The sequence below is a fragment of the Floridaenema aerugineum BLCC-F46 genome, from assembly GCF_041929345.1.
GTDB classification, from domain to species: domain Bacteria; phylum Cyanobacteriota; class Cyanobacteriia; order Cyanobacteriales; family Aerosakkonemataceae; genus Floridanema; species Floridanema aerugineum.
Genome location: NZ_JBHFNQ010000114.1, coordinates 1 through 14,723 on the forward strand (window position 1 = coordinate 1; position 14,723 = coordinate 14,723).

Annotated in this window: 8 protein-coding genes; 2 read left to right on the forward strand and 6 right to left on the reverse strand. The window is 42.8% G+C overall.

Translation table 11 applies throughout. The features are described 5' to 3' along the window. From ACE1CC_RS15045 to ACE1CC_RS15070, 5 genes are all read right to left on the reverse strand, one after another. On the reverse strand, positions 1–652 hold a 652-nt coding region (locus ACE1CC_RS15045; protein ID WP_413271245.1), incomplete at its 3' end, for an AMP-binding protein. 378 nt (positions 653–1,030) lie between these two features. After that, positions 1,031–1,423, reverse strand: a complete 393-nt coding sequence (locus tag ACE1CC_RS15050; RefSeq protein ID WP_413271246.1) for a hypothetical protein — start codon at positions 1,421–1,423, stop codon at positions 1,031–1,033. Positions 1,424–1,546: 123 nt separating this feature from the next. Beyond that, positions 1,547–3,403, reverse strand: coding sequence for an aconitase/3-isopropylmalate dehydratase large subunit family protein (locus ACE1CC_RS15055; RefSeq protein WP_459563849.1), 1,857 nt, complete (start codon positions 3,401–3,403; stop codon positions 1,547–1,549). A gap of 5 nt (positions 3,404–3,408) precedes the next feature. Further along, entirely contained in the window at positions 3,409–4,479 is a 1,071-nt protein-coding gene (locus tag ACE1CC_RS15065; protein ID WP_413271247.1) for an isocitrate/isopropylmalate dehydrogenase family protein, read from the reverse strand. A gap of 194 nt (positions 4,480–4,673) precedes the next feature. Further along, positions 4,674–11,225 (reverse strand): SdiA-regulated domain-containing protein, encoded by a 6,552-nt coding sequence (locus ACE1CC_RS15070; protein ID WP_413271248.1) that lies wholly within the window; start codon positions 11,223–11,225, stop codon positions 4,674–4,676. Between the two features lie 655 nt (positions 11,226–11,880). On the opposite strand from ACE1CC_RS15070, the gene ACE1CC_RS15075 reads away from it, so the two are divergent. Together ACE1CC_RS15075 and ACE1CC_RS15080 are read left to right on the forward strand one after the other, a co-directional pair. Beyond that, positions 11,881–12,015, forward strand: a complete 135-nt coding sequence (locus ACE1CC_RS15075; protein ID WP_413271249.1) for a hypothetical protein — start codon at positions 11,881–11,883, stop codon at positions 12,013–12,015. Then, positions 11,969–12,955, forward strand: coding sequence for a glycosyltransferase family 2 protein (locus tag ACE1CC_RS15080; RefSeq protein WP_413271250.1), 987 nt, complete (start codon positions 11,969–11,971; stop codon positions 12,953–12,955). The genes ACE1CC_RS15075 and ACE1CC_RS15080 overlap by 47 nt, the downstream gene beginning before the upstream one ends. A 190-nt stretch (positions 12,956–13,145) precedes the next feature. Here the strand turns inward: ACE1CC_RS15080 and ACE1CC_RS15085 are convergent, their stop codons facing one another. Next, positions 13,146–14,669, reverse strand: a complete 1,524-nt coding sequence (locus tag ACE1CC_RS15085) for a glycosyltransferase family 39 protein (RefSeq protein WP_413271251.1) — start codon at positions 14,667–14,669, stop codon at positions 13,146–13,148. Positions 14,670–14,723 lie beyond the last annotated feature (54 nt).

Consider the following 14,723-nt stretch of genomic DNA (forward strand, 5'->3'; position numbering starts at 1 on the left):
AAACCAATGTACCACCAGCACTTAAGCAGGGATAAATTTCTTCAGCAGCCGCATCAAAACTAAGAGATGCAAATTGGAGAATGCGATCGCTGGCAGTAATCTGGTATTTTGCGATCGCAGCTTGGGTAAAATTAACCAAAGAATGATGTTCAATCAACACTCCTTTTGGCTTTCCTGTGGAACCCGATGTGTAGATCAAATATGCTAAATTATGAGGCTCTACCTGATTAACCAGATTAGCTTCATTTTGTTGGTTAATTTCTGCCCACTGACTATCTAGAAAAATCACCTTTCCTGAGTAATCAGACAACAAATGAGCCTGTTTTTTTTGGGTTACTAATACAGAGATTTGTGCATCTTGGATCATGTAACTCAATCGTTCAATGGGATATGTGGGATCTAGAGGAACGTAGCAACCTCCAGCTTTAAGAATCCCCAGTAACCCTACTATCATTTCTCTTGAGCGATCAACACAAATCCCCACCAGTGTTTCCGCACCTACTCCCAATGCTTGCAAATAGTGAGCCAATTTATTAGCTTTTATATTTAATTCTTCATAAGTCAATCGCTCGTTTGTGGAGCTAACCGCTACAGATTGGGGTGTTTTCTTTGCTTGGGCTTCAAATAGCTGATGAATACATTGCTTCAACATACATTAAACCCGATGAATCTTGTAGATGCGATCGTCTAATTTCATTTTATATAGGATTGGGATGCAATATTCACTTTACTTATTTCGTCAAATTATCTGTTAATTTGATATTTTCCCCCATCTAAATTAACTAATATTATATAGATTGCTAATTTGACTAATTTAAGTAGAAACAGGCTACCAACCATTCGCCGGGACAGCGCCAAAGAAATATCTATTTCTTGTTCAGAAGTTTCCTTCCCTCATTTAAATGTCCCTTATTAGACTGGTAGCCTAGAAACAATTATGACTTCAACCGACACCAACAAAAAGTCATATATTCCCTTGATTGTTTGCCCATCCTTTCTTGAGTAAACCTACAGCCACAATGCTAGTAAATTACTCAACAATATCCACTATTCTTGGTTCTGTAGGATCTCTGAAGATTTCTGGGCTGATATGATTTGTAAGTGTGGTTTTTAGCTCATCTTTAATTGGTAGATTGTTAATTTCTTGCACCAGTGAGTTTACAGATTCATTTTTGCTACGTTCCTTGTAAACGAATTTGAGAACGGCTTCAATTCCATATCCTCCTAAAACGTCTCCTAAAACGCCTAATAGACCCAGTATTCCAATTCCGCCCAGGATACCAAATGGCCCTCCTAATGCTGACAGGGTGGCTGTAACAACGGCATTACTACCTCCTGCTGATGCTGCCATAAGTATCAGAATTACGCCAGGAAGACCTAATCCAGCAAGTTTTTTCCCAATTTGGTCTAGTTCGATTTCCATTGTAATTACCTGCAATTTTTTCAATGTGAATTAAAGCCTGACTCATGTTGAAAATATGAGATTAATAGTATTTTATAACCTCTTAATCTTCAATTTAAAAAAAAATTTACATTTTTTTTTAAATTAAGCAAGATCGTGGCTAATTTTTCCTTGTATGGCTGAAATAGCAACTGTTCTTGGGGAAGCCAAATAGTTTTTGCCTGATGGATCGCCGCTACGTCCTTTAAAATTCCGATTGGTTGCATAAATCCCGGTTTCTTCTTTGGCTAAAACTCCTATTCCAGAATTAATACAAGCTCCACAACCTGACTTAAGAATCTGTGCTCCGGCTCGTTCAAAGATGTCGAGATAACCTAATTCTTGGGCTTTTTGACGAATTTCCATACTGGCTGGAACAATAAACAAATTTACTCCTTTTGCCACTTGACGATCGCGCAAAACTGCTGCTGCTTGGGCCAAATCATGAAGTTTTCCTCCTGTACAAGAACCAATAAAAGCTTTAGTAATCGGAACATCTCCTAACTCGCTAATTTTTACTACTCGATCGGGTTTTGGTGGACGTGCAATTTGGGGTTCAAGATTGCTGAGGTCAAATTTATATATCTTTTCGTACTCTGCATCAGGATCGGCAATAATTTCTGGAAATGTAGGGGAAGTGCGATCGCGCAGCGTTGCGTTAGCAGTATCGCGTAGCGTTGCGTTAGCAGTATCGCGTAGCGTTGCGTTAGCAGTATCGCGTAGCGTTGCGTTAGCAGTATCGCGTAGCGTTGCGTTAGCAGTATCGCGCAGCGTTGCGTTAGCAGTATCGCTCACATACTGACGAGTTACTTCATCAGCTGCAATTAAACCACACATTGCCCCACATTCGATCGCCATATTTGCCAAAGTCATTCGTTCATCAAAGGGCAATTGTTCAATAATAGATCCGCGAAATTCCATTACTTTGCCAGTGGCACCAGCACAACCAATTTGCCCTAAAATAAACAAAATAATATCTTTGGCGCTAATATGAGCAGGCAAAGTTCCCGACAACTCAAATACTAAAGTTTCAGGAACGCGAATCCACATATCTCCCATTGCAAAAATATTCGCCATATCTGTCGTTCCTACCCCTGTAGAAAACGCTCCCAATGCGCCATAAGTGCAGCTATGCGAATCTGTCCCAGCAATTACCATTCCTGGTTGAATAAACCCTTTTTCTGGTAATAAAACATGACAAATTCCCGCAGCTTCTCCGGGGGAAACTACATCAAATAAGTGACATCCTTGTGTTTTTGCAAAGTCAATCATCTCTTTATACATCAGATGAGCTTTGTTATCTTCGGGGCGAATATCAGTGACTTGAATAAAGTGATCGGCGACTAAAACTACTTTTTGAGAATCCCATAATTTAGCATCTTCTCCATAATTTTGATAGAATACTTTGGCAACTGGCCCTGCTACAGCATCATGGGATAAAGCTAAGTCAACTTTGGCGAAAACTACTTCTCCCGGTGCAACGTAGGAATTACCAGAAGCTTTCGCTAAGAGTTTTTCTACTAATGTCATGGGTCTGGGAGGAGTTAAGCTGGAAGGAATGGTAATTTCTCCCTGACGACGCTTTTGATTAAAAGGTATTAATCCTCCCGCAGCTGCGATCGCATTTACCACTGGATTTTCCCTTTGTTCCCCCAAAATTTCCAGAGATAGTCCTATATTGATACTATTACGATAAAAAATTTCTGCGAACGATCGCGCCCGAATTTTTTCAATCCCCGCCGCTTTCAAAGCAATGGGAGCAATTTCTCGACTCGATCCACAGCCAAAATTTTCCCCTGCTTCAATCACATTATATTTTAGTAATTCACCCACACCGATAATATGTTCTAAAGCATATAACTTTAAATGATCTAGGTCATTATTTGTGGCTCTGGCGGCAGGCATAATATCATCGGTATTAATATCATCTCCCAGCCGTAAAACGTTGTTTTGATTGTTCATTTTCTTTAAAGTTCTTCCAACAAAAGGTTAACTAGCGTTTCCGTATTGACCAAAATTTCTTCTTCTTGGGGAAACAAATCTGCGGTTCGGTATCCTTTATTTAAAACTCGCTCCTGTGCTTCCCTAATTCTTTGAGCCGCCGCTGTTTCTCCCCATTGTTCTAACATTAAAATACAAGCTGCCAGAGTTCCGAGAGGATTCGCAATTCCCTTTCCGGTAATATCGGGGGCTGTACCATGAATTGCTTCATAAAGACCAAATCCATTACTATTAATACTTGCCGATCCTAATAACCCGATCGATCCAACTAAAGCACCACCAAGATCGCTAAGAATATCTCCAAACAGATTTCCTGCTAAAATCACATCAAATCTTTGGGGATTCAAAACCATTTGCATTGCCAGATTATCCACTAACATTGGTTCAAGAATTACGCTAGGAAATAAGGTAGCTTCTTCTTGTACTAGCCGAGTCCAAGGTAAGTGAGGCAAGGCATTTTCTTTGTGGGCTATTGTCAGTAATCCTCGACGTTTTTCAGCTAGTTGTAAAGATGCGCGAGCAATTCTCCTAATTTCATCATCATAATAGCGCATTGTATGGAATCCGTAAATTCCTTTTTCATCTTCGGCTCTTCCCGATGGGCCAAAATAAATGCCACTGACCAATTCTCGAATGATTAAAATATCTAATTGTTTAACTTTTTCTGGTTTAAGGCTAGACTTATGTAGTAAACTGTTAAAACTACGAATTGGTCGAAGATTACAAAAAAAATCGAAGTGTTTTCGTAATTCTAGCAGTCCACCTTGGGTCACTGCACCAAAGACAATGCCATCGGCGCGATCGCACAATTCGATCGTCGCTTGAGGTAAATAACTCCCCGTTTGTTCCCAAGCAATTGCACCCAACAAACCATATTCTACTTCCAAAGTGAATCCTTCCAGTTTAGCTACTTGTTGGAGAATTGTTAAAGAAGCTGCGACGACTTCTGGGCCAATTCCTTCACCACCAATAGCAACAATTCGATAGGAAGAATTACCAGATGCCTTAGTTGTGGAAGTATTAGTTAAAGGCTGCATTTTTCCCTAAACCTATTCAATTAATTCCTGATTTTACAACTTTCTCAGATTCTTGCTGTTAAAACTAGCAGCCAGTAATCTTTGATAGATTTAAATTTCTTATTTGAGGTAAAAAATCACGTCAGTAAAAAAATCAGGCAGGCAAGATGCCTACCCTACGAGATGGGATAATTTAATTTAATTTCTGGAGAGGTCTAAATAACTAGAACATTAGTGCCAACAACCAGATTGGTAGCATTAAAATTGTTGAGAGTCACCAACGTACTAAAGGTTGAGGCTGTACCACTACCATCAAGATCGACTTGAACTAAGGTACTGCTTCCCGACTGTCTAAATCTCAACAAACCATCAGCAACGGCATTTACACCCAGGTTCAACGCCCGCAAGTCAAGTTGATCCAGATTGCGGTTGAAATCTGCGATCGTATCATTGCCGTCATCTAAGGAATTGTAGACGAATCGATCGCTACCTGCATTCCCCGTCAGATTGTCATTGCCAGCACCACCAACCAGAAGATCATCACCAGCACCACCAAATAGGTTATCGGCCCCGGCATCACCTATCAAGGTATCATTGCCAGCACCACCACTCAGGATGTTGCTTCTGGCATTGCCCGTAATCTGGTTATTCAGGCTGTTACCCCGACCTTCCACAGCAGAACCCGTCAGGATTAGGTTCTCCACATTATCAGTTAGAAAATAAGTCACTGAGGAGATCACCGTGTCAATCCCCTGATTCAAAGCTTCCACCACTCTATCAAAATCAGCGTCATCGACAAAGTAGGTGTCATCGCCAGCGCCACCAATCATCCGATCGTCACCAGCGCCACCATCCAAGGTATCATTGCCTAAACCACCATTGAGGGTATCGTTACCATTTAGCCCCCGCAGTAGATCGTTGCCGCTGGTGCCTACCAAGTTGTCATTGCCATTGGTACCCACAATGGAATTACTGCCAGCAGTCACACTCAGAGCTACAGTAGCAGTCGAGGTTAGACCAGCCAAATCCCTTACAGTGTAGTTGAAACTGGTGTTGCCAACAAAGCCAACAACTGGTGTATAGGTGAAGGTGTTGTCGGCGTTCTGCACTACTGTACCGCTAGAGGGATTGGTGAAGGACAGAATCGATAGGACATCACCTACATCTGGATCGGTATCATTTGCCAGAACTGGAATCACAACTGCTTGTAGATCTGTAGTGTTCACAGTATCATTAACAGCCGTTGGAGCTTCGTTAACATTGGTGAGAGCGAGGGTAAAGTTAGTGCTGGCATCAGGAGTGCTACCAACTGAAGCATCATCCACATTCACTGCTACTGCATAGCTGGGTTTAGCTTCAAAGTTGAGATCGGTCCCAGCCTTCAAGTACAGAACCGACCCATCAATTTCAAAGAAGCTGGCATCGGTGCCACTCAAACCAAGAACGTTGGTACCTAAACCGTCATCGGTGATACTGATATCAGCTACCTTCAGCCGAGTTGCGGTGCTGATGTTTTCTGCCAGAGAGGTAACGGTGTTAGCCAGACTTACAGCAGTGGGCGCTTGATTGACATTGGCAATCTGTCCTGGAGAGCCGATTTCGTTGGGAGTGCTTGCCGCAACGAAAGCACCATTGACTCCGACAGTGCTTAAGGTTGAAACTGCACTGTTTTGTAAACCAGCCGCATTATCAAACGTTTTGAAAGGTGCGGTTGCTGTGGATGCGCCGAAGCTGATTCCTGTAATCTTTGTACCAGTGGCGTTAAAGATATTTACGGCATCGCCTCCTGTACCCAACCCTATACCAGATCCGGTGTAAGTACCGATTTGCAAGTTTGCAGGGGCATTGCTACCAAACCACAAAGATTTGAAGTTGGGAATTATTGTGGTTGGGGTAGAGCTTTCCAGGAAGATTACTGACTCGCCAGGAGCGATACTGGTAATGCCATTCAAGGCAACTGCTGTAGTGAAGGAGTTTGAGTCGTCATCCATCTTCCAACCAGTAATGTTCACCGCACTGGAACTGGTATTTGTCAACTCGAACCAATCAGCACCAAGGGAACTATTACCACTAGCCCAGGGTGCTACCTCGGAAACGATCAGGGGAGAGGGGGCTTCAGTTACATCAGTTACCGCTAGGGTAAAGTTGGTGGTTGCATCCGGGTTGTTGCCAACGGTTGCGTCGTTGACATTGACGGTAACGTTATAGCTGGTCTTGGTTTCAAAATCGAGAGTGGTTCCCGCTTTGAGGAATAACTCAGTACCAGAAATTGTAAAGGAATTGGCATCTGCACCTGTTAAGGACAGAGTGTTGGTTCCCAAAGCGTCATCGCTGATGATAATGTTGGCAACTTTGATGGGATTTGCAACACTGGTGTTTTCTGCCAAACTGTTGGTAGTGTTGGCTAGGCTGAGAGCGATGGGGGCTTGATTTGTGTAGGTATATGAGGTTGGTGCGTAGACCCAAAGTTGTGGGTGATTGATATCGCCGCCACCTTCTTCGCTGGTGAGGTAGAGTAAGCCATTGCGATCGACCGTCACACCTTCAAACCCCTGATTCACAACTGACAGGGGATTGCCTGGGTCGGAAGCGATCGTCAGTGAACTGGAGATATTTCCAGAGCGATCGATATTGATAATTTTGCCCGATTCTTGACTCAACACCAGCAGGTTGTCGTAATCTGCTGTTCCATTTAAAGAAGGCAGATTTGATAAAGCGTAAACGTCAGCGAAGTCTACCAGGTTAGCTAAAGCTGGATTGAACAGGTCGATCGAGTTCTCTGTGGTAGGTGAACCGTTGGTTGCAACACCCGTTGCAAAATCGATTCCGGTTTGGAAGATACCTTGTGGTGTGATTTCCTTGACGGCGATGTATCCGCTGGTTAGTGGATCGTAAGAGATGCCTTCAATTCCAATGTTGCCGAGTGTGGTACCGAGTTTGACGGTTTGAACGTTGCTTCTGGTAAGTGTAATGTTTGGGTCGTAGGTGAACAAGTTGGCTTGACGATCGCGCTCCTCAATCAAAACAAACTTACCATTGCCAATGTAGGTTAGTCCTTCTGTATCATAGAATTCTGTGCCTTGGGGACTAGTGCCAGTAGCCAAGGTCATCGAATCGATTAATTGCCCAGTCTTATTGACTTGGACGATCGATCGACCACCATCACCGACAACAAACAAGGTATCAGTATCCCAGTTGTAGGTTACAGCAGAGACTTCTTGAGCTAACAGGCTGTTGGTAGGCGCAGTGGTTCGCGTTGGTTCAGGCAGGTTGTACCGACCAATCCGCACATAATTGGACAAATCCACGCCCTCAACTACCTGATTTTGCAAGGTTAAGGTATAGTTTGCCGAAGCATCAGGAGTGCTACCTACAGTTGCATCATCCACATTCACCGTCACCCCATAGCTAGACTTGGTTTCAAAGTCCAGGGTTGTACCCGCCTTCAGGTACAAGGCATTTCCATCTAGTTCAAAGAAGTTGGCATCGGCACCGTTGAGGCTGAAAGTGTTAGTACCAACACCGTCATCAGTGATGCTGATATCCGCAACTTTGATTCGAGTTGCGGTGCTGGTGTTTTCTGCCAGGGTGGTTACAGTATTAGTTAGGTTAACCGCTGTCGGTGCTTGGTTAGTAACTCCTAGATTAAATCTTGCCAATACTGGATCGTGGTCGCTCACTTGGTTGGTAAACTCAGAGTTGATGTGAACTACATCATAGCCATCCAAATTACTGAGCAGATTGTTACTCGCCAAAATATGGTCGAGTACTTGGGCGTTACCTTCAAAGTTGTAGGTGTAACGTTCGTTGGCTGGCAAAGTTTCCACCAGCGTATTGAGTCCAGCACTTTCGAGGATGGTGAGGGGGTTAGAGAACTCAAAGTCGTTTAAGTCGCCTGCAACAACGATGTTGGCGTTGGGGTTGATTGCCAAAATGCTTTGCACAAAGTCTTTAACAATCGTCGCTTGCTGGTTGCGCTGCACTTCACTGGTGAGAGTTGGAGGCTGGTTGACACCAAACAAAGGTTGATCGCCACCTTTAGAGTTAAAGTGGTTGCCAATCACGTAAACAGTTTGCCCGTTAAAGACAAACTCACCAACTAGAGGTTTACGGCTGGCATTGAAGGCAGAGTTGGTAGGATCAATCAAACCAGGACTGGCTGATAAGTCTGGGATACCATTACTTCCAATGTCCGTAACGGTTGTGCTGGAAGTAGATGTACCACCGGGACGATCGACAAAACTAACCCGACTCGGATTGAACAGGAACCCAACTCGAATATTACCTCCTGGTTCACCGCCGTTGGTGTCGTCTACGGGGTCGATTTGACGGTATTCGTAGGTTGGGCCGCCAGCGGCTGCGATCGCATTTATCAAAGTCTGATAAGTAACACTAGCATCAACAACACTGTCATTAGTCGCACCATTGTTATCCTGAATTTCTTCCAAGTTGATAATGTCGGGAGATTTCAAGTTATTGACAATAGCATTTGCCAAACCAGTAAATTTCGCTGCACCATCACCAGGGTCAAGGTTTTCCACGTTGAAGGTAGCAACCGTGAGTTGGTTGGTAGTACCTGTCAGATTGGTAACTTCTTTTTGCAGAGGAGAAGCTTGGACTACAGTAGGCGCAGTCGATACCAGAACTTCGTAGTTGCTGAAATCGTAGTTAACAACCCCAGTAATGGTGCTGAGTTTAGCACCCACATCTACCGTTGGCAGAGTTACAGATCCGTTGATCAAATCATCAATCTGAATCCGTTCTGGGTTAAAGTCAGTTGAGGTAATCAAACTACCACCACGAGCAGTACGGCTGGTAGCATTGGCACCGTCGTCTGCTAATACCCAGATTTCCTCTGAACTACTAAAGACATTGAGTTTAGAAGTGGTAACGGGGTTGTTAACTTGAACTAACATCCCTTCCAAGCTTTCGTAGAAGTCGATGCCATCTTGAGCCGGATCGAAAGTGGTAGTTCCTGTTTCAATGTTGCCTGTGGTGTCGTTGTCGATTACCTGAGTTGGAATCGTCCGTCCGCCATTGCCCAAAATGGTTGCAACGGGTAGAGCATTGCCGCTTGATAATAGTGTAACAGAGGGACTGGTAAGTTCTGTGATCGTGAGGTTGTTGGCATTGCTTCCCGGACGGAACTCTGCTACTGTACCGCTTACCTGTACTGAGTCTCCTACGGCAACTGTGGGAGCAGAACTGGTGAAGACGAACAGACCTTCAGAGGTTCGATCGTCGTTGTCGGGGTTGGGGTCTTGGAAATAAAAGCCATTGCTGGCAACTGCGGTAACGATACCTGCTACACCACTGACGGTTTGACCGACTAAGGGTGAAGTATGACCTGTTCCTTGAATGTCGCGGATGCCAGTTGCAGGAGGAAAGTCATTATCTGCGATCGTCACCGTTGCGGTCGTTGTCGCGGGTGCGTCCAAAGCGTAATTGGTGCTGCTTGCTAGGGTCAAAGTAAGGGTTTCAGACCCTTCAAAAGTGGCATCATCAACCGGAGTGATGCTGAAATCGACAAAGGATTGTCCAGCAGGGATCTCAACTGCACCTGTTAGAGTGGGCGTGTAGTCGCCTGTGCTAGCCGTTCCGCTAATAGTGTAGGTAACGGTCAGAGAGTTGGTTGGATCGCCCACGCGACTGACGCGGAAGGTGCCGGGGTCTTGTGTTTCTGACGGTAATTTTTCCGAGGCATTAGCATCGAAAGCAGCGATCGTCACAACTGGCAAACCAGAGGGATCGTTATCGACGATCGTCACGATGGCTAAAGAATTGGCTCCTACTGTATAGTTGGCGCTGGTATTGAGAGTCAGAATCACGGCTTCAGCCTGTTCCGGCACAGCATCATCAACTGGGGTAATCGTGATATCGACAAAGGATTGTCCAGCAGCGATCGTTGCCGCACCTGTCAGGAAAGGCGTGTAGTCCGCCCCATTGGTTGCCATACCCAATCCAGTCATCACCGTGTAGCTCACAGTTAAAGAATTGGTTGTGTCGCCTGTGCGAGTGATGCGGAAGGTGCCTGGGTCTTGTCCTGCTTCAGCGGCATTGGCATCGGTAGCAGCGATCGTCACTGTAGGAAAGGAAGGTGTGACAGTAGCAGTAAGGGAGAAGTCATCGATCGCCAATCCATGATCGTTCCCTATGTCATTGTTTTCAACCCAACGAAACCAAAGGGTGTCGTTATTCGCCCAGTTTAAGCTAGACAGCACACCACCCACATTAGCGACTCGACCAGCAATATTACCATCTACTGCCGCTCCTGTTGCGATTGCTACAGGTGAAGTCCAGTTGAAAGTAGTGCCTGGTGTTGTCCAGGAGGAAACTGTTGTAAAACTGCTGCCGAAGCCGTACTGTAGCGTCATTGTTTGGGCGGTTATGTTGCCACCATTGCGCCACTGTTCCCCGTTAAAGGCAACAGTCAGATCGTTAATTGTTGCGCCAGTGGTATTGGTAGCAGAGAAGACAATCCAGCCAGCCACCGCACCGCTAGCCGGACTACCGAAGTAGGCACCGCCAGAACCGAGTCCGCCCAAGGCCCGATCGCTATTACTTGTTGCACCATAGCTGTAAAAGCTGCCTATATTGCTAGCGCCATTGTCTGCATTATAAGTGGCGATCGCTGTACCTGGGACAGGTGAGCGGAACAGCGACCAACCTGCAAGGGTTGAGTCGTTTGTCCAGGTGTTGTTGACACCGGAAGTAGCCAGGGTGTCAAAGTTTTGAGAATAGGTCCCACCAGTAAAGTTAATTGGCATAGGTGTGATTTAGAGGGTAAAAGTTTGCAAAGAAATTTAGTGTGATTAACGATCGCTCATCTGCCTTTAACGAGACTGGCGATCGTCAAGGAAAGCAGCAAAAATACACATGACAAAATTGCATAGCTATACAAAAACAGTATGCTATTAATTAAATTTCCGTAAACTTACGGCAATTAAGTGTAATTTCGGATTCCAGAAATTCAGCTTCTCACCGTTAGGTTAAGTAAAGGATAAGAAATTTTACTGAATATCAAGAATTTACTGAATCTTCATAAATGTGAAGACAGGCAAAAAACTGAGCGTAAAAATATTGGGGAAATGCGATCGTTTTTATGGGATTTTAGTAGCCTGAATGATATCATATCCGGGCGATTACCGACCCTGTAGAGACGTTGCATACAACGTCTCTACAGGGTCGTGGAAAAAAGATATTATGGCCGATCGATCGGACATGATTATGATTTGTCAGCTTGGTTAGATGCACATTAAACGAATGGTGAAAGTTCCCAACTGGAGATATAGAAAACAGGGAACCTGGAACAGTTTTTTGTTTTTCCTGTTTTCTGTAAAAAAGAGACGTTGTATGCAACGTCTCTACACTATAAATAATCAAACAGACATGATATAAAAGCAGCACTAAGGAGCTAAATTGTTGTCAATTAGCAAAGTCGATCGCTACACAACCAAAACATTAGTACCAACAACCAGATTGGTAGAATGTGATAGCTTGATCTTCGGCTGTGGTGATACTATCAGGGTTGGCGATCAAAGCGATCGCTCTTCCTAATCACTTAATGTACATGATTCAAGAACAACCTTTTGTTTCAGTTATTATTCCCGTCTTTAACGATGCAGTAGGTTTAAAGCGATGTTTAGAAAGTTTAAAAAACCAAACTTATCCTGAGAATTTATATGAAATAATTGTGGTGGATAATGGTTCTGATGCCGAGCAAAATATCGCTGATGTTGTGGCAAGTTATCACCAAGCAATTTTAACTAGTGAAAGTCAACCTGGCTCATATTCTGCACGCAATAAAGGAATTTCTCTGGCTAAGGGAACTGTAATTGCTTTTACTGATGCTGATTGTATTCCGGCTGCTGATTGGATTGAGAAAGGGGTAAAAATATTAATACAAAATCCCAAGTGTGGCTTTGTTGCTGGGAAGATTCAAACTTGTTTTAAAGAACCAAATCAACCCAATTATATAGAACTTTATGAAAGTCTTTGGTATCCGCTTCTCCAAAAAGAGTTTGTGGAAAAAGATCATTTTGGCGCAACAGCTAATGTGTTTACCTTTGCTAGTGTAATTCAGGAAGTAGGAATGTTTGATAGTAGTTTGAAATCAAATGGCGATCGCGAATGGGGACAGCGAGTTTATCATGCTGGATATCAACCTTTATATGCTGAAGAAATCTGTGTTTCTCATCCAGCACGTAATTCACTATCACAACTTTATTCTAGAGCCAGAAGAATCATTGGTGGACGCTACGATTTACAACAAAAACAGGAAAGTTCTTTTCTGAAACGTAACATTATTTTCCTGATTAATGTGGTGAAATATGCGATCGCGCCCATAGCCATGTTAGGATTCAATCTACTTTTAGACAAACGATTAAAAACTCCTACACAAAAAGTCCAAGTTTCCCTAGTAATGTTTTTTGTTTCTTACGTTTATGTGTGGGAAATGATTCGCCTTAAAAGTGGCAAAACATCTCACAGAGGATAAAAAGGTTTTGGCGGTTAAAACCTTGCATCAGGGGAGGTAGAACCTCCCAGATCCTCGTTCCCAGGTTGAACCTGGGAACGAAGAATGGAGGCTTTGCCTCTTGATGCAAGATCTGAGTATAAAGTTTGTTGTGAGGACTTTAGTCCTACTTTGAAAGAAAAGAAAGGACTGAAGTCCTTACAACGAACCATCATTTCATCTGATAAAGATAGGTGAATGCACCTGGTTGACTGAAGTAATCTAGTTTTTTGCCGATGCGATCGAGATGAAGCTTAACAAAAGGTTCCTTTTTTTTGTTTAAACCAGGAAACACAAACCATATACGCTGTTTATTTTTTAACTGATTAGATTGATTTTTAAATTGTTGCCAACCTTGCTCATAAAACTTTTCTGCATCTACCAATTCACTCAAATAACCACGCGCATAATCAGATTGAGAATAGCCATATTTTCCAGCATAATATTCAAATTGATCTGCTGGCCCTCCATCACCAATATAAATGCCATCTCCGGGTTTCTGATGAGTTTTGATATACTCAATTACCGGGCGAATTTCATGTTTATTTTCGGGATAAAATACAAAAGTTCCGGCTCTAATTAAAGATGGTGCTATGAGTAAACAAGCAAGAGTTATTCCAGCAATAAGGAAGTATTTATGGTGTTTGCTGTGATTGAAACTAGTTAGCAAAAAAGCTATTCCTTCAGCAATTACTAAGATAAAAAACGGAGCTAAAAACAAAATCAATCGTCCGCGAAATGGGTATTTATGAAGATAAGTAGCTGCTAATGTGGCAAAAACTGGAGACATTAAAATTATGAATTTGTTCGGTTTTTTCTTAATAAAAAAGACACTACCGATTACAAATGCTAAAATTGCAATACCATCAAAGATTGTGGAAAATCCTAAAGGACGAGAAAAGAATCTGCCAAAAGAATCTAGTAACCAAAGCAGGTCAAAAATAGTGTTGGGATATTCATCTCCCCAAGCATTTTGTAAACTGTTATTTTGCATGACTCTGGCTATTGTTAAAAAGTACATAGAACCAAAACTAATTAGCCAGAGGAAATAGGCAGGTAAACGGTTAATTAAAATTGCTTTTTTTTGTTGATTTGAAGTGAGTATTAGGTTGCCTGATGCAAGTCCTGCTAGGACAAAAATTGTTGGATGAGAAAACCAAATTGCTACTGCTCCTAAAATTCCAATTAACAAAATTCGCCTGATATTTAGGATTTGTTGCTGTAGCGGAATTAGTAATAAACAAAGCAATAAAGCAATCATGACATCGCTGGAATATTGCTTAAGTTCAGTGGCATAATAAAGGGTGTATCTCAGACAAGCAAATAGGATTATGGCTATTGGTAGTGCGATCGCAGATACCGCCCATTTCCCCAGTTTATAAAAAGCAATTAGTGAAACAATTCCAGAAATTAAAGGAAATAATCTCAGCGAATATTCATTATTTCCAAATAGCTGAGTGAATAGTTTTTCTATCCACAAAAAGCCAGGGGGAGCGGCTTGATTACGATCTAAAGGTTGGAGTAATTCTGCATAAGAGCGATCGACAATATTTAGCGCCAAACTTGCTTCATCTCCCCATAATGCTCGATTACTCACATATTGAGATAGTCGAATAAAAATGCCAAATATGATAATCAGCAAGGTTAAGTACTTCAGGAAATCAGAAATATTTTGTTTGTTAGATAAGTTATTCACTAGTTTTTTGGTAAATCACACAACTAAACAGGGAATAAGGTTTATTATACAACG